The sequence below is a fragment of the Rhodanobacter sp. FW104-R8 genome, from assembly GCF_001617365.1.
Lineage (GTDB): Bacteria > Pseudomonadota > Gammaproteobacteria > Xanthomonadales > Rhodanobacteraceae > Rhodanobacter.
In genome coordinates, this window is record NZ_LVJR01000021.1 from 82,985 (window position 1) to 99,308 (window position 16,324).

Annotated in this window: 16 protein-coding genes; 4 read left to right on the forward strand and 12 right to left on the reverse strand. The window is 69.5% G+C overall.

Annotation, left to right across the window (positions count from 1 at the left end; genetic code table 11):
• Positions 1-17: 17 nt before the first annotated feature.
• On the forward strand, positions 18-572 hold the full coding sequence (locus RHOFW104R8_RS05995; protein WP_068095429.1) for an SRPBCC family protein: 555 nt from the start codon (positions 18-20) through the stop codon (positions 570-572).
• A gap of 219 nt (positions 573-791) precedes the next feature.
• Here the strand turns inward: RHOFW104R8_RS05995 and RHOFW104R8_RS06000 are convergent, their stop codons facing one another.
• From RHOFW104R8_RS06000 to RHOFW104R8_RS06025, 6 genes are all read right to left on the reverse strand, one after another.
• On the reverse strand, positions 792-1,220 hold the full coding sequence (locus RHOFW104R8_RS06000; protein ID WP_068095427.1) for a hypothetical protein: 429 nt from the start codon (positions 1,218-1,220) through the stop codon (positions 792-794).
• A gap of 43 nt (positions 1,221-1,263) precedes the next feature.
• Complete coding sequence (locus RHOFW104R8_RS06005) at positions 1,264-3,102, reverse strand: FAD-dependent oxidoreductase (protein ID WP_068095425.1); 1,839 nt, start codon at positions 3,100-3,102, stop codon at positions 1,264-1,266.
• A gap of 172 nt (positions 3,103-3,274) precedes the next feature.
• Positions 3,275-3,787: a DUF1697 domain-containing protein gene (locus tag RHOFW104R8_RS06010; RefSeq protein ID WP_068095423.1), complete on the reverse strand. Its 513-nt coding sequence runs from the start codon at positions 3,785-3,787 to the stop codon at positions 3,275-3,277.
• A 96-nt stretch (positions 3,788-3,883) separates the two neighbouring features.
• Positions 3,884-4,768 carry a patatin-like phospholipase family protein gene (locus RHOFW104R8_RS06015; RefSeq protein WP_068095438.1) on the reverse strand — a complete coding sequence of 295 codons (885 nt, stop codon included), beginning with the start codon at positions 4,766-4,768 and terminating at the stop codon, positions 3,884-3,886.
• Between the two features lie 111 nt (positions 4,769-4,879).
• Positions 4,880-5,308: a VOC family protein gene (locus tag RHOFW104R8_RS06020; RefSeq protein ID WP_068095421.1), complete on the reverse strand. Its 429-nt coding sequence runs from the start codon at positions 5,306-5,308 to the stop codon at positions 4,880-4,882.
• Positions 5,309-5,398: 90 nt separating this feature from the next.
• Positions 5,399-6,907, reverse strand: coding sequence for an acetyl-CoA hydrolase/transferase family protein (locus RHOFW104R8_RS06025; RefSeq protein WP_068095419.1), 1,509 nt, complete (start codon positions 6,905-6,907; stop codon positions 5,399-5,401).
• 226 nt (positions 6,908-7,133) lie between these two features.
• Here RHOFW104R8_RS06025 and RHOFW104R8_RS06030 point away from each other — a divergent pair, with 226 nt between their 5' ends.
• A complete protein-coding gene (locus RHOFW104R8_RS06030) occupies positions 7,134-9,362 on the forward strand; it encodes a penicillin acylase family protein (RefSeq protein WP_068095417.1) in 2,229 nt (742 codons plus the stop codon).
• 9 nt (positions 9,363-9,371) lie between these two features.
• Here RHOFW104R8_RS06030 and RHOFW104R8_RS06035 read toward each other — a convergent pair whose 3' ends face one another.
• The 5 genes from RHOFW104R8_RS06035 to RHOFW104R8_RS06055 all read right to left on the reverse strand — a co-directional run bounded on the left by RHOFW104R8_RS06035 (position 9,372) and on the right by RHOFW104R8_RS06055 (position 14,089).
• On the reverse strand, positions 9,372-10,067 hold the full coding sequence (locus RHOFW104R8_RS06035) for a VIT family protein (RefSeq protein ID WP_068095436.1): 696 nt from the start codon (positions 10,065-10,067) through the stop codon (positions 9,372-9,374).
• A 95-nt stretch (positions 10,068-10,162) separates the two neighbouring features.
• Positions 10,163-11,209 (reverse strand): aldehyde reductase, encoded by a 1,047-nt coding sequence (locus RHOFW104R8_RS06040; protein WP_068095415.1) that lies wholly within the window; start codon positions 11,207-11,209, stop codon positions 10,163-10,165.
• Between the two features lie 46 nt (positions 11,210-11,255).
• Positions 11,256-11,960: a glutathione S-transferase N-terminal domain-containing protein gene (locus tag RHOFW104R8_RS06045; protein ID WP_068095413.1), complete on the reverse strand. Its 705-nt coding sequence runs from the start codon at positions 11,958-11,960 to the stop codon at positions 11,256-11,258.
• Positions 11,961-12,053: 93 nt separating this feature from the next.
• Positions 12,054-12,458, reverse strand: coding sequence for a host attachment family protein (locus RHOFW104R8_RS06050; RefSeq protein WP_068095411.1), 405 nt, complete (start codon positions 12,456-12,458; stop codon positions 12,054-12,056).
• A 134-nt stretch (positions 12,459-12,592) separates the two neighbouring features.
• Positions 12,593-14,089, reverse strand: coding sequence for an amidohydrolase family protein (locus tag RHOFW104R8_RS06055; protein WP_068095410.1), 1,497 nt, complete (start codon positions 14,087-14,089; stop codon positions 12,593-12,595).
• Between the two features lie 158 nt (positions 14,090-14,247).
• Here RHOFW104R8_RS06055 and RHOFW104R8_RS06060 point away from each other — a divergent pair, with 158 nt between their 5' ends.
• On the forward strand, positions 14,248-15,072 hold the full coding sequence (locus tag RHOFW104R8_RS06060) for an NAD-dependent protein deacetylase (protein WP_068095408.1): 825 nt from the start codon (positions 14,248-14,250) through the stop codon (positions 15,070-15,072).
• A 10-nt stretch (positions 15,073-15,082) separates the two neighbouring features.
• Here RHOFW104R8_RS06060 and RHOFW104R8_RS06065 read toward each other — a convergent pair whose 3' ends face one another.
• A complete protein-coding gene (locus tag RHOFW104R8_RS06065) occupies positions 15,083-15,547 on the reverse strand; it encodes an SgcJ/EcaC family oxidoreductase (protein WP_068095406.1) in 465 nt (154 codons plus the stop codon).
• A gap of 202 nt (positions 15,548-15,749) precedes the next feature.
• Here RHOFW104R8_RS06065 and RHOFW104R8_RS06070 point away from each other — a divergent pair, with 202 nt between their 5' ends.
• Positions 15,750-16,106, forward strand: coding sequence for a DUF1428 domain-containing protein (locus RHOFW104R8_RS06070; RefSeq protein ID WP_068095404.1), 357 nt, complete (start codon positions 15,750-15,752; stop codon positions 16,104-16,106).
• Positions 16,107-16,324: the final 218 nt, after the last annotated feature.

A 16,324-nucleotide genomic window follows, 5' to 3' on the forward strand; every position in this document is an offset into this window, starting at 1 on the left:
ACAGAGGCAACCCCGCCATGAACCCATCCGACGCCGATACCGGGCCACTGGCCCAGGTCGATTGCCGACGCGATGCCGACGGCTGGACCCTGGCCTTCGTGCGCGAACTGCCGCAACCACCCGAGCGCGTGTGGGACGTGCTCACCGACCCCGCCCGCTTGCGCGCCTGGTCGCCGTATACCGCCGACCGCAACCTCGGCCAGGCCGGTGACGCCAGCCTGCGCATGCTCGACAGCGAGCAGCCCGACGTCCCCACCACGGTGACCCGCGCCGACCCGCCGCGACTGCTGGAATACGGCTGGCAACTGGAGCAGTTCGGCCGGAGCGTGCTGCGCTGGGAACTGGAGCCGTGCGCGGGCGGCACGCGGCTGAGCTTGCGCCAGACCGTCCGCGACCGGGACTGGATCCCGAAGGTGGCCGCCGGCTGGCACCTGTGCCTGTTCGTGGCCGAGCGCCTGCTGCAGGGCCGGCCGATCGCGCCGATCATCGGCGAGACCGCGCTGGCCCATGGCTGGGCCGGGCTGCGCGATGCCTACGCGGCACGCCTGCACCTTCCGCGCGCCGACCAGTGAAGCGCCGGCTACGCCGAAGCTGAGACCGCGGATGAAATTGTCCGCCCAGCAATGCATGCGCGATTCCCGCCCGCATCGCCGCACAGGGCCATGCTGCTCAGACGTGCATGGCTACCCCGCCGCGTCGGCGCCCCCGGTTTTCGCGAATCCGCAAAGTGCAGACCAAGCAAGGCTGATGTCCACGCCAGCGGCAGCCCGCCACTGACGTGGCCGCGCTCCTCACCTCACCAGCCCGCGCCCCAGTGCGCTGATATCCGCCGCTTCCAGCACCGGCTTCGGCGCCCCGTGCCGGGCCACCGCCAGCATCGCGCGGCCGACGACTTCGGTGCTGAGCACGGTGTCCGGCATCAACGCGCGCAGCAACGGCAGCAGCGGCCGGCTCAGGCCGTAGAACCAGCGGTACGCACCGGTCTTCGAACGGATGCCGTGCAGCGGCTGGATGATGCCGAGGCGGAACACGCATATCGCCCTGAACGGCAGCCGCTGCAGCGCGTTCTCCAGCCGCCCGCGCACCCGTTTCCACATGGTCGGGCTGGTTTCGCTGCTGTCTGCGCCGGCGCCGGACACGTAGACGAAACACATCGACGGGTTGCGCCGGGCCAGCGTCACCACCTCGGCCACGTCCTCGGCGAGCAGGCATTCGCGCAATACGCCTTGCCCACCATGCCGGAGGCACCGAGCAACAGCACTCTCATGCCCCTTCTCCTTCCAGTCGGGTGAAGCCGTCCGCGCTCCACGCCTCGCTGCCCACGCCGTGATGCACGAAGAACAGGCCGGCCGGGTCGTACTTCCGCTTCACCGCAGCCAGCTTCGGGTAATTCGTGCCCCAGAACGAGTTCGACCAATCGTGCTCGAAGTAGTCGCTCTCCGATACATACGAACCGGCGCCCGGCGCCGCGCGCCGCAGTGCGTGGATCGCCTTGCCCATCGCCGCGGCGCGATCGCGGGCGCGCGCCAGATCCGGCTTCGGGCCGGGCATGCCGGGAAACGCCGGCGGCCCGCTGCCGGCGATGATCGCCAGCGCGAACGCGTCCAGCACCTGCGGGTTCGTCGCGGTATTCCCGGCCGCGGCGAGTTCGGCCGCCGGCGCGCCGGCCAGGCCCTTGTTGAAATGCAGGCCCACGCCCCAGTGGCGGGTGCAGGCGAACAGTGCATCGACCAGCTGTGCCTCTCGCTCCTCGTGCAGCAGCGACGCCGGCAGCCACGCCGACTTGAAGCCGTGGATGAACCAGCCCACCTGGCCCTGGTCGCCCGCCCACAGCACGTGGTTCCGCGGCGCGCCAGGGCGGTCGTCACCGACCTGGACGCCCGGCACGTGCTGCCGGAAAAACTCGGCATCCCACATGTGCCTGGCCGGCAATGCGCGCGCCTGGATCGGTTTGACCAGCTCGTATTCCTTGCGCGCGCGAACCCAGTCGAGCAGCGGCGCCCAGGCCTGCTCCGCCTGCGCCTGGCTCAGGCCCTGGAACACCATGTCGACCCGCACGGTGTTGTCCGAGCCGAAACCGATCTGCTCGCCCCAGTGCGGGTTGAACAGCGCGTCCCGGTAAAACCCGATCACCTTCGCGATCAGCGCGCGGTAAGCCGCACCCGACGCGGCCTTGATCGAACCGGACACGCCGCCGAAGAACTCCGGCAACTCGCGCGTACGCAAGGTCAGCCGGGTCACCACGCCCAGGCTGCCGCCGCCACCGCCCTTGATCGCCCAGAACAGGTCCGCGTTGATGCAGGCATTGGCGACGCGTACCCGGCCGTCCGCGGTGACGATCTCCGCCTCCAGCAGGCCCGCCGCCGCGGTGCCGTAGTTCTTCGAGAAGCTGCCGAAGCCGCCGCTCTGCACCAGCCCGGCCACGCCCACCGTGGTGCAGCCGCCGCCCTGCACGTAGCGCCCGCCGCGGGTGGTCACCGCGTCGTAGGCGTCGATCCACATCGCGCCGGCACCCAGCGTCACCGCCGGCTGCAGCGCCTGCGTGCCGGCACAACCCCGCGCCGTGAAGGCGTCGTGCAAGGCGACGTCGTTCATGTGCCGCGTCCACACCAGCAGCGAATCGGGCGCGTCGGAGGTGCCCTGGTAACTGTGCCCGCCGCCCTTCACCACCAGGCGCAGGTGATGCTCGCGCGCGAAATTCACCGCCGCGACCACGTCCGCCGTGCTTTCGGCGGCGACCGCATACGCGCTCGGCTGCGAAGTCCACGCATCGACCCAGCCGCTGGTCTGGGTCAGCGCCGGCTGGTCGCCCAGATAGAACGGGTTGTCCAGATGCTTCAGCGCCTCGTCGCAGGCGGCGCCGGCCGCCGTCGAGCCGCAGCCGGCAAACGGCGACTCCAGCCTGAGCAGGCGGCCACCCACGTCGCGCCTCAGCCGCTCCCAGTCGGCTGCGGAAGGCCACCCCGGGTCGCCGGGTCGCACCCGCGAACGCAAACGCGCCGGCATCGCACCAGCCGCCCGGGCCGTGGCCGGCCCGCCGGAAAGAATGCCCGGCAGGAACGGGATCGCCAGCGCCGCTTTCAGCAGGTCTCTTCGTTTCATCGAGTCACCCCCTCCGGAAAGGTCGCCTTGGATGCCGCCACGATGGAGCGCCGCCGTCCGATACGCCAGCCGGCAGCGGCGAACCGCGCCGTGCCGGTGACCGGTTGCGGCGGGACGGGATGGATCGCTGCCGCCCTGGAGCCTGCCCATGATCTCCGGGCGCCCCGCATCGTCACCGCGCGGCGGCCATGGCCGCCAGCTTCGCGATGGTGTTCATGTTGCGCGCGGTGCCCGCCTTCGCGGCCGGGATCTTCAGCTGCGAATCGGCCATGCCCCCGCCATAGTGCACATAGATCTCGCGCCGCCCCAGCACCAGCCGCTCGCCATCGGTGCCGGTGACGTCCTGCAGCGCCGTCGTCGCCGGCGGCGCGTCGAGGAAGATCGCCACCGTGCGGTTCGCCGGCGCTTCCGGGAACGGGTTGGCCGCCAGCACGGCGGCCATCTCGGCCGCCGTGCGCACCACCACGCCGACCGGCTTTCCTGCGTAGCCCTGCAGCTGCTGCTCCAGCGCCTGCTTCACCGCCTTTTCGCCGAGCCGGCTGCCGAAGACCACGTTGCCGCTGGCGATATAGGTGCGCACCTCGGCAAAGCCGGCGGCCTGGCACATCGCCTTGAGTTCGTCCATCGGCAACTTGCCGGTGCCGCCCACGTTGACGGCGCGCAGTAACGCCACGTACCTGGTCATGACATGCCGATGCGGTTGGCGGGAAAGCCGCCAGTCTCTTCGCCGCCGCCGACTTGTTCAAGTGTGCCGCGCAGCGTCCTGCCCTCGCGGCGCACGTCAGTCGTGGTGCTCGCGCAGCTGCGGAGGCGTTCCGGCGCGCTCCAGTCCGCCGCGTTCCAGCCAGCGGCAGGTTTCCGCCCGGGCGCGGGCGATCAGCCCGGCCGCCGCGGAGTAGTCGTACGGCGAGACGTCGAGCGGGCACAGGCTGGGCACGATGCGCAGTTCCACCGCACTGCCGGAAAAACGATCGGCGTCGTAGACCAGCTGGCGCGCCACCAGCAGGCTGAGCGCGTGCATCGCGCGAGCGATCGCGCCCGACGGCGCCTGCTCGAGCGCGCAGGCAAACCCGGTGGGCAGCACGATCACCCGCGTGGCACCGAGGCCGATCGCCACCGAGATCGGCGTGTTGTTGGTCACCCCGCCGTCGACCAGCCAGCGCCCGTCGATCCACACCGGCGGGTACACGCCCGGAATCGCGGCACTGGCCAGCACGGCGTCGACCACCGAGCCCGCAGACAGCAGTACCTCCTGCCCGGTCAGCATGTCCGACGCCACCAGGTGGACCGGCAGGGCCGCGTCTTCCAGGCGCCGATAAGGCAGATGGCGTTCGAGCAGGCGCCGCAGGCCGGCCGAATCCACCAGATGATCGCGCCGGAACAGCAGGCCGAACACGCTGCCCAGGTTGAACGGAAACACCTCGCGCCGTTTCAGCGCGCACCAGATCCGTTCCAGCTCGAGGGCACCGGCGGAGGTCGGCTCGCCGGCAAAATACGCCGCATTGATCGCACCGGCGGAGGCGCCGACCAGGAACGCCGGCGTCTCGCCCCAGTCGAGCAGCGCCTGCAGCATGCCCACCTCGATCGCACCGAGGCTGCCGCCGCCGGCCAGCACGAAGGCGGTGCGCTGCGGCGCACTCCCGACGACCGGCATTGCCTCTGCCATCTCAGCCACCTGCATGAGCCGATAGTACGACGCGCCCAGCCATCTGACGCATGCCGTGGCAGCAGGTTCCTCGTGCAGACCGCGGCAGGCAAGCCCGCCGCCGCTACACCATCAACCGGCCGGCGCGCTCGGCACCAGCACCATCCACGACACGCCGAAGCGGTCGACCAGCATGCCGAAGCTGGAGGAGAAGAAGGTCGGCGCCAGCGGCTGGTGCACCTGGCCGCCGGCGGCCAGGTTGTCGAACAGGCGTTTCGCCGCGGCATCGTCGTCGGCGGAAAGCGCCAGCGAGAAGCCCTTGAACTCGGGCTGGCCGCGGCTGAAACCGTCCGACACCAGCAGCTGGGTCGCGCCGATCTGCAGGCAGGCGTGCATCACCTTGTCCGCCGGCGGCTGGGTGCCGTCGGGACACTGAGCGGAACCTTCCGGGCCATCGCCGTAACGCATCAGCATCACCACGTCGGCGCCGATCGCCTCGCGGTAGAAGGTGATGGCCTCTTCGCAGCGGCCGTCGAAGAACAGGTAGGGCTGGGCTTGCATGGGGTGGCCTCGTCGTGGGGTGGGCAAAGCGGAGCCGGCACACCGGCTCTCCCCACTGCGACGAACGGCCCGGCCGCAAATCGACAGGCGTCAACGCATGCTGCCGCTGTCCAGGTAGCGCTGGTGCCACGACAGCGCCTCGTTCAGCAGGTGCGGGGTGTGCTTGCCGTAGCTGTCGCGGCAGGCACGGTCGAAGTAATCCTGCAGCATCGGCCGGTAGTCCGGGTGCACGCACTGCGCGATCACCGCCCGCGCGCGCTGCTTCGGCGACAGCCCGCGCAGGTCGGCCAGGCCCTGCTCGGTGACCACCAGGCCCACGTCGTGTTCGGTGTGGTCGACGTGGCTGACCATCGGCACGATCGCGGAGATCGCGCCACCCTTGGCCGTGCTCGGGCTCATGAAGCAGGACAGGAAGCCGTTGCGGGCGAAATCGCCGGAGCCACCGATGCCGTTGATGATGCGGCTGCCGGCGACATGGGTGGAATTGACGTTGCCGTACAGGTCGGCCTCGACCATGCCGTTCATCGCGATGCAGCCAAGCCGGCGCACCAGCTCGGCGTGGTTGGACATCTCCTGCGGCCGCAGCACGATGTGCCGGCGGTAGAAGTCGATGCGGCGCACGAACTCTTCCACGCCCTCAGGGCTCAGCGACAGCGAGGTGGCCGAGGCCATCGCGATGGTGCCGTCGCCGATCAGTTCCAGCATGCCGTCCTGGATCACCTCGGTGAACGCGGTCAGACCGCGGAAGCCACCCTCGCGCAGGCCGCCCAGTACCGCATTGGCGATGTTGCCCACGCCGGACTGCAGCGGCAGCAGCTGCTCGCCCAGCCGCCCCGCGGCGATCTCGTGGCGGAAGAACTCCACCAGGTGTTCGGCGATGCGCCGCGACGCCTCGTCCGGCGGCGCGAACCGGCCCAGCCGATCGGGCGCGTCGCTTTCCACCACCGCGATCACCTTGTCCAGGTCGCAGCGCAGATACGGCTCGCCGATACGGTCGCCCGGCTGCAGCAACGGGATCGGCCGGCGGTGCGGCGGCAGCGCAGTGCCGTAGTAGATGTCGTGCATGCCATCGAGCCCTTCGGGCTGGCGTCGGTTCACCTCCAGGATCACCTTGTCGGCCAGGTCCAGCCAGGTCTTGTTGTTGCCCACCGAGGTGGACGGTACCAGCCGGCCGTCGGGCAGGATGCCGGCAACCTCGATCAGCGCCACGTCGATCTTGCCCAGGAAACCGCACCACGCGTACTGCGCTACCTGGCCCAGGTGGATGTCCATGTATTCGATCTGGCCGGCATTGATGCGCGCGCGCAGCTCCGGGTCGGACTGGTACGGCAGGCGGAAGTCGATGCCGCCCACGCGGGCCAGCGCACCGTCCAGCTCGGGCGCGGTCGAGGCCCCGGTGAGGATGCGCAGCGCGAACTTGTCGCCGCGCTCGTGCGCCGCGGCGATGCGCGTGGCCAGCGCCAGCGGCACGGCCTTGGGGTAGCCGGCGCCGGTAAAGCCGCTCATGCCCACCGTCATGCCCGGCAGGATCAACTCGGCCGCCTGCTCCGCCGACATGCGGCGCGCGGCCAGGCCGGAATGCGCAATGCGTGCTGTCATGGTTTTTCCAACTCGTCAGGAGGCTTGGACGGCAAGCGCGGCGCCCGTGGAGGCCGGCCGCGAGCGCGCCAGGTCCCATTCTGGACACGCGGACGCAGCCCGCCAAGACGACCTTTGGCGCATGCGTCAAAGCGCCGCCGCAACCCGGGTTTTGCAAGACCGGCCCAGTGGTGGTCAACTCCCTGAAACATGACGGCACCGACGACCACCAGGGGATGACCCGCCGATGCACCCGCATACCTCGAAGACTTCCTGCCCGCGAGCACGCCGCCGCCACCTGCCGCGCCTGCTGCTGGCCGTGGCGCTGCTCGCAGCCGGCCTGCTCGCCACCGTGCAGGCCGCCGAACCCGGGCAGGCGCGCCGGCAACGCCAGGCGCAGGCGGTCACGATCACCCGCGACGACTGGGGCATCGCCCACGTGCACGGCCGCACCGACGCCGACGCGGTGTTCGGCATGGCCTACGCCCAGGCCGAGGACGACTTCAACCGGGTCGAGACGAACTATCTCAACTCATTGGGCCGACTCGCCGAAACCGAGGGCGAATCCGCGATTTGGAGCGATCTGCGGCAGAAACTGTTCATCGATCCGGTCGAGTTGCAGGCGCTGTACGCGAAGAGTCCCACCTGGCTGCAGGCGCTGATGAACAGCTGGGCCGACGGGCTCAACTACTACCTCGCTACGCATCCGGACGTGCATCCGCGCGTGATCAAGCACTTCGAACCGTGGATGGCGCTCAGCTTCAGCGAGGGCAGCATCGGCGGCGACATCGAACGGGTGTCGCTGAAGCAGCTCGAAGCTTTCTACGGCCGCAATTCTGCCGCGCTGGCGCGCGCGGATACGCCGGCCAGCTGGGTCGAACCGACCGGCTCCAACGGCTTCGCGATCGCGCCGAAGCTCAGCGCCGACAGCCATGCGTTGCTGTGGATCAACCCGCACACCTCGTTCTTCTTCCGCTCCGAGCTGCAGATGTCCAGCGACGAAGGGCTGGACGCCTACGGCGCGGTGACCTGGGGCCAGTTCTTCGTCTACCAGGGCTTCAACCGGCACATCGGCTGGATGCACACCTCGACCGGCGCCGACGTGGTCGACGAGTTCGCCGAGACCATCGTGCGCCAGGGCGGCCAGCTGTTCTACCGCTACGGCAAGGAACTGCGGCCGGTCGCCACGCGCACGATCCGCGTGGCATACCGTGCGAAGGACGGCGCAATGGCCACGCGCAGCTTCGACGCGCACTTCACCCATCACGGCCCGATCGTGCGCGCGGCCGACGGCAAGTGGATCGCGGTGGCGATGATGAACAAGCCGCTGGAAGCGCTGCAGCAAAGCTGGCTGCGCACCAAGGCCAGCGACTACGCCAGCTACATGAAGATCGCCGAGCTGAAGGCCAACTCGTCGAACAACACCATCTTCGCCGACGACAAGGGCGAGATCGCGTACCTGCACCCGCAGTTCATCCCGAAGCGCGACAACCGCTTCGACTACACGAAGCCGGTCGACGGCAGCGACCCGGCCACCGATTGGAAAGGCCTGCACGCGCTCGACGAGGCGCCACACCTGCTCAACCCGCCGAACGGCTGGATCATGAACACCAACAACTGGCCGTACTCCGCCGCCGGCAAGTTCAGCCCGCGGCAGCAGGACTACCCGCGCTACATGGACAGCTTCGGCGAGAACCCGCGCGGCATCCACGCCACCCGCGTGCTGGATGGCGTGCGCGATTTCAGCAAGGCCTCGCTGATCGGCGCCGCGTTCGACTCCTTACTGCCCGCGTTCTCGCGACTGCTGCCGGTGCTGGTGCACGACTACGACATGTTGCCCGACCACGACCCGCTGAAGCCGCGCCTGGCCGGCCCGGTCGCCTTGCTGCGCAGCTGGGATTACCGCTGGGGCATCGCCTCGATGCCCACCTCGCTGGCGGTGTTCTGGGGCGACACGCTGTGGGACAAGGTGCACGCGGAAGCCGAATCCGGACACCAGTCGGTCTACGACTACATGGCCGGCGACGCCGGCGCGAAGGCGCGCCTGGATGCGCTGGTCGAGGCATCCGACCGGCTGGAAAAGGATTTCGGCAGCTGGGGCGTGCCGTGGGGCGAGGTCAACCGCTACCAGCGCAACGACGGCGCCATCGTGCAGAAATTCGACGACGCCAGGCCGAGCATCCCGGTGCCGTTCGTGTCGTCGCGCTGGGGCTCGCTCGCCTCGTTCGGCGCGCATCGCTGGCCGGGCACCAGGCGCTACTACGGCACCAGCGGCAACAGCTTCGTCGCCGTGGTCGAGTTCGGCCCCAAGGTCAGCGCCCGCGCGATCACCGCCGGCGGCGAGAGCGGCCACCCGGATTCGAAGCACTTCAACGACCAGGCCGAGCGCTACACCACCGGCAACCTGCGCACGGTGTATTTCTGGCCGGAGCAACTCAAGGGGCACACCGAGCGGGTCTACCACCCGGGCGAATGAACCGCCGCGCTACGCGGCGGTGCCGAACAGCATGCCCACGCCGGTGGTGACCGCCATCGCCAGCGCACCCCAGAACGTGATGCGCATGGCGCCCACGCCCATCTTCGCGCCACCGGCCCACGCCGCCACCGCGCCGAGCACGGCGAGGAATACCAGCGAGCTGGCGAACACCAGCGGCAGCAACTGCGCCGCCGGCGACAGCGCCACCACCAGCAGCGGCAGCGCGGAGCCCACCGCGAAGCTCAGCGCCGAGGCTCCGGCGGCCTGCAGCGGCCGCGCCTTCAGCGCCTCGGTGATGCCCAGCTCGTCGCGGGCGTGCGCGTCGAGCGCGTCGTGCGCCATCAGCTGGTCGGCCACCTGCCGGGCCAGTTGCGGGTCGAGCCCGCGGCCGACGTAGATCGCCGCCAGTTCGCGGTGCTCGGCCTCCGCCTGGGTCTGCAGTTCCAGGTGCTCGCGCGCGAGTTCGGCGCGCTCGCTGTCGGCCTGCGAGTGCACCGATACGTACTCGCCCGCGGCCATCGACATCGCGCCCGCCACCAGCCCGGCGACGCCGGCGACCAGGACGTTCTGCCCGCTGGCATGCGCCGCCGCCACGCCCAGCACCAGGCTGGCGGTCGAGACGATGCCGTCGTTGGCGCCCAGCACGGCAGCGCGCAGCCAGCCGATGCGGTCGGTACGGTGTCTTTCGTGATGGTGTCGGGGCATGCCGGTGCTCTCGCGGATCGGGTGGCGCATTGTGCGCAGGTTGGCCCGCGGCCGTGCAAACGCTTCTCGTCCCGGCGGGACGGGCAGCGACGACGCTACGCCCCCGCCTTCGCGCCGCCCTTCAGCAGCCCCAGCCGCAGCAGGCTTTCGGCAGTGGCGACGACGGCCTCCTGCGGCGGACGCGGCGACCAGCCCAGCACGCGCCGGGCTTTGGCGCTGCTGGCGTTCTTGTGCATGCCCAGCTCGGGCAGGATCTGCCTGACCGCCGGGTCGCGCAGCGCCGCGAGGCGTACCAGCCAGTTGGGCAACTGCAGGGTGGGCACCTTGCGCGCCGATGCCCCCAGTTGCTGCCGCAACGCCCGGGCGATCTCGCGGATCCACATGAAGTCGCCGGCGACGGCGAGGAAGCGCTCGCCGCTGGCGGCCGGATCGGTCATCGCGCGCAGGTGCAGGTCGGCCACATCGCGCACGTCGACCACGCCGAAGCACAGCTGCGGGCAACCGGGCACGGCGCCGTCCATCAGCCGCTGCACCAGCAGGATCGAGGTGGAATAGTCCGGCCCCAGCACCGGCCCGAACACGCCCACCGGATTGACCACCGAAAGCTCCAGCGCGCCGCCCTCGCGCGCGATGAAATCCCACGCGGCGCGTTCGGCCAGGGTCTTGGACTTGATGTAGGGCAGCACGCCGTCGCCGTCGAGATCCGTCCAGCTCGTCTCGTCGAACGGCGCCGCCTGCGGCGGGTGGCCGTAGCCGACCGCCGCGAACGAGGAGGTCAGCACCACGCGCCGCACGCCGGCGTCGCGGGCTGCACGCAGCACGCGCAGCGCGCCTTCGCGCGCGGGCACGATCAGCTCGTCCTCATGCTTCGGGATGTCCGGCGGAAACGGCGAGGCCACGTGCAGCACGTAATCGCAGCCGGCCGCCGCTTCCGGCCAGCCCGCGTCACGCTGCAGGTCGGCTTCGACGAAGGACAGCCGATCGCCCGGCTCGGCCCCGCCCTGCCTCAGCATCGCGCGCACCACGCCCTCGCGCCCGGGGCTGCGCACCGTGGTGCGCACCCGATGCCCCGCAGCCAGCAGCTGCAGGATGCAGTGGCTGCCGATGAAACCCGACCCGCCCGTGACCAGAACCGTGCCCATGACGACCTCCTGAGGTTGTTCCGTTGCTGCGCCGGATCGCGCGGTCTCAGCCGCGGCCGGGAATCGTCAGCCCGCGCTGCACCGCCGGACGCGCCAGCCCGCGTTCTAGCCAGCCGCCGACATTGGCGAAGCGGTCGAACGCCACCAGCTCTCGCGCCTCGTATAACGTGATGAGATTGTTCACCCAGCCCAGCGTGGCGATGTCGGCGATGGTGTAATCCTCGCCCATCAGCCAGCGGCGACCGGCGAGCCGCCCGTCGAGCACGCCGAGCAGGCGCTTCGATTCATTGACGTAGCGTTCGAGCGGGCGCTTGTCCTCGTATGCCTTGCCGGCGAACTTGTTGAAGAAGCCGACCTGGCCGAACATCGGCCCGATCGACGCCATCTGGAAGAACAGCCACTGGATCGTCTCCCAGCGCCGCGCCGGGTCGGCGGGAATGAACTGGCCAGCCTTGTCCGCCAGGTACAGCAGGATCGCGCCCGACTCGAACAGCGCCAGCGGCTCGCCGCCGGGGCCGTGCGGGTCGATGATCGCGGGAATCTTGCCGTTCGGGTTGAGCGCGAGGAACTCCGGCGTGTGGCTCTCATTTTTGCCGATGTCGACCAGGTGCGGCTCGTACGGCAAGCCGGTCTCCTCCAGCATGATCGACACCTTCACCCCGTTCGGTGAGTTGAGCGAATAGAGCTGGATGCGGTCGGGATGCTGCGCGGGCCAGCGCGTGCTGACGGGAAAGTCGGACAACCGGGTCACGTGGTACTCCTGCGGCGGGGGAACTCCGCAAGGTAAGTCGTTCCGGCAACGGGTTCAACACGGCCAAGGAACCACCCCTCCGCTCGAGCGCCTTCACCAGGTCGCTTTCAGCGCGCGCTCGATCTCCTGCAGCGGCGCACGGAATAGCGACTTGTTCAGCTCCTCCACCATCCGCTTCGTGGTCTCCTCGTGCAGCAGGGGGCGCATCTGCCCCAGCGTCTGCGGATCGGCCGCCAGCACCAGGTGGGAAAACTCGTTCTTCAGCGCGGCGGCGTTCAGGCGCTGCGCCAGCTGCTTGGCGAAGGTGGCTTCGTCCATCTCGGCCATGCTGCGCTCCGGCGGCTGGCGTCCGGCCGGGCCGTCGTTGGCGAGATCCTTCGGCTCCACCAGTTTCATCTGTTCGAGCGATACGTTGAGGCCCTTGCCGACGTTGCGCAGGAGCCGCGCGCCGGTGCCGTCAGCCACCACGACCCAGGCGCCAGTGGGAATCTTCTTCATCGTGATCTCCTCGGGTTGCCGGCGCCCCGGGCGACGCTGCGCCGCGGTGCCAAGCCTAGCGCCCGGGATGTGATGCCGATGGAAACAGCGCGGCGTCGCAGTTTCCATCCCGGAGCAACAAGGCGAAACCCGCGCTAGCGCAGGCCCACCGTGCCGTTCGCCGCCTTCACCAGCTTCGCCGGGTCGTAGCCCACGCCGTCCTTGAACACCAGCGCGACATTTTCGATGTCCTTGATGCGCTTCGCCGGGTTGCCGTCGATCAGCACCAGGTCGGCAGCCTTGCCGGCCTCGATGGAGCCGATGCGCTTGTCCTCGCCCATGAAGCGGGCGCCGTTCATGGTGGCGATCTGGATCGCCTGCAGCGGGGTGAAGCCGGCCTCCACCAGCAGCTCCACTTCGCGCTGGTCGCCGTAGCCGGCGATCACGCCGCCATAGCCGGTGGGATCGAGGCCGGCCAGCAGGGTGCCGCCCTGCTGCACGAAGGCATGTTCGAAATCCTGCTCCAGCTTGAACACCTTCGGCCACGGCGAATCGTGCATGCCGGCGATGCGCTCGCGGCCCTTGAGGTACTCCACCCGGGTTTCCGGCAGCATCGCGTCCAGCACGCGCTGGTCCACCGGCGCGCGACCGGGCACGAACGTCTCGAACACCGGCAGGGTCGAGGTGACCGCCACGTGCTTCGACACCAGGGTCCTGATCAATTGCCGGATGCGCGGATCGTCGACGCTCATCGTCGCCAGCTGGGCCACCGCGAGCTTGGTGTCCGGGCAGACGTCCGGCTGCTTGCCCGCCATGAATTCGGTGTCCACCGGCAGCCCGTGCTCCAGGTCGTCGATGCCGAGTTCGGCCGCCTCGGTGAAACCGATCGCGCACAAGTGGCCGGTCACCTGGATGTGCTTCGCATGCGCCGCCGCGATCGCCGCCGCCAGCTCGGCGCGGGTGATGTGCATGTACGCCTTGAACGAGGTCGCACCCTCGCCGATCCAGTAGTCGACCGTGCCGGTGGCGTCGGCCGCATCCGCCAGCTCGTGCATCTGCGGCGTGAAACTCCCCTTGCCTTCCAGGTACGGCCCGGTGGTGTGCATCTTCGGCCCGGGGATTTTGCCGGCGTCGATCGCCTTCTTCAGCTCGAGGTCGGTATACGGCTCGGTGCTGCCGGTGGTGCGGATGCTGGTGACGCCGCCGGCCAGGTACAGCTTGGGAAAGCTCGACGCCTGCTCGGGATAGATCGCCTCCTTCGCCTCCGGGTTCACCTTCGGCGCCGGATAGAACATGTGGTCGTGCATGCCGACCAGGCCGGGGATCAGCGTGTGCCCGCTGCCGTCGATCACGGTCGCGTCCTTCGGCAGCTTCACGTGCCTGCCGACCGCCGCGATGAGGCCGTCGCGCAGCAGCACCGTCTGGTCTTCCCTGGCCGGCGTGCCGTTGCCGTCGATCACCCGCACATGGGTGATCGCCAGCAACGGCTGCGCGTACTTCACGAACGGCAGCGTCTGCGCCGACAGCTGCGGCGTCTGGGCCCAGGCGGACGAAACGGCGCACAAGCCGGCCAGCACAACGGCCAGCAGGGTGTTCCGACAGGCGCCGGGCGACGGCCACGCAGCTGCGGAACGATGGTTTTGCACAGGCATGCTCGGATTCCCCGTCAGCGAGGCAGGCACGGGCCCGCCGGTCGGCCAAAACTACTCCACAGGCATCGGCTTGGGGGAAAATGCCACCCATCCGGTTGTTTTGCCCGCTTGCCTGCGGACACCCTGTTTTCCGGCCACCGCACACCCATATCGAGCCGATGACTCCGCTGCAGCAATTCATCGAGGCCCATCCACGCCTGTTCGTGCTGACCGGCGCGGGGTGCAGCACCGACTCGGGCATACCCGACTATCGCGACCGCGACGGCCAGTGGAAGCGCCCGCCGCCGGTGAACTACGCCGCCTTCATGCACGAGCCGGCCACGCGCCGGCGCTACTGGGCCCGCAGCATGGTCGGCTGGCGGCGCTTCGGCAGCGCGTTGCCGAACGCCACGCACCACGCGCTGGCCGAGCTGGAGCGGCGCGGGCGGGTCGAGCTGCTGGTGACGCAGAACGTGGACCGCCTGCACCAGCGCGCCGGCAGCGAACGGGTGATCGACCTGCACGGCCGCCTCGACGAGGTGCGCTGCATGGGCTGCGACTGGCGGCTGGCCCGCCACGCGTTCCAGCGGATGCTGGTCGACCGCAACCCGGCCTGGGCGCAGCTCGACGCCACCGATGCACCGGACGGCGACGCCGACCTGGAAGGCCACGACTTCGCCTCGTTCGAGGTACCGCCCTGCCCGCACTGCGGCGGCATCGTGAAGCCCGACGTGGTGTTCTTCGGCGAAGCCGTGCCGCGCGAACGCGTGGAAGCCGCCGCGCGCGCCTGGCAGGCTGCCGACGCGATGCTGGTGGTGGGCTCCTCGCTGATGGTGTATTCCGGCTACCGCTTCGTCGATGCCGCGGCGCGGGCCGGCAAGCCGGTCGCCGCGGTGACGCTGGGCCGTACCCGCGCCGACCCGCTGCTCGCGCTGAAGATCGACGCGCCCTGCCACGAGGCGCTGGCGTTTCTGCACGAGCCGGCGCGAGCGGCCACGAACTGACCCGGGCCGATCAGCTGGTGTGGTCCAGGATGATCTTCCAGCCGTCGGCGGTCTTTTCCCACAGCAGCGAGAACACGCCGTCGTCCCGGGCCACCTCGCCGTGCGCCGCGCGGTCGAGGTGGAAGCGGCCGGTCACCGCCGCATAGCGCACCTCGCCGCCGGCCCCGGGCAGCAGGCGCACATCCAGTCCGGAGAATGTGAGCCGGCCCATCTGCGCCGGGTTCGCGTAGTGCTTGCGGTAGCCGTCGAGGATCGCGCGATAGCCCTTGCGCACGCTGCTGCCGACGAAGGTGGTATCGGGCGCATCCTTGTAGCCGCGCATGTAGCCCGCCACATCGCCGCGGTTCCACGCCGCGGCCTGCTGCGCCATCACCTGATGGATCGCGGCGGCATCGTCGCCGGCCGCCCGGGCAACTCCCGAACCGGCCATCGCCAGGAGGAACCCGCACAGGAGGAAAAGTCTTTGCCCGTTCATCGCGTACTCCGCTGTGCTGCGTTACGGCCGGATGGCATGCCCGGGCAAGGTTGCCCTCATCCGCAGGGGCCGACAAGAGCGATTCGCCCCCTTCACGCGAAAATGCGCTCGCACCCGGTTCCATGTCGATCCGGCCAATGCCCGTTCGTCGCCCCCATGAAGGCGACCGCTTCGGCCGCCCCTCCCCCCAAAGGAGACAGCCATGTCCTACATCGACGGTTTCGTGATCGCGGTACCCGACGCCAACCGCGAGCAGTTCATCGGGCACGCCCGTACCTTCGACGCCATTTTCCTGGAGTTCGGCGCCACCCGCGTGATGGAGTGCTGGGGTGACGACGTGCCCGAAGGCAAGCTCACCGATTTCCGCCGCGCCGTACAGGCGAAGCCGGACGAATCCGTGGCGTTCTCCTGGATCGAATGGCCCGACAAGGCCACCCGTGACGCCGGCATGGCGAAAATCATGAACGATCCGCGCATGCCAGCCGCCAGCGACATGCCGTTCGACGGCAAGCGCATGATCTTCGGCGGCTTCGCGCCGGTGGTCAGCCTGCCGACTTAGCCAAACCGGGATCAGGGCAGCCAGAGGCCCGCACGCACGCAAGTGCGCTCTGCCCCTGTTTTCGCATTGCCCCTGTTTTCGTCCACTACAATGCCGCGCCGGCCGGCATCCGGTCCGGCGCGGACGCGGGGGCGTCCGTCATTCTGACCTTGCCCGCGAGAAACGTATCCCTTGCCGTGTGATTCAATCCACGCAAGGAGAACGACATGACGAAGACA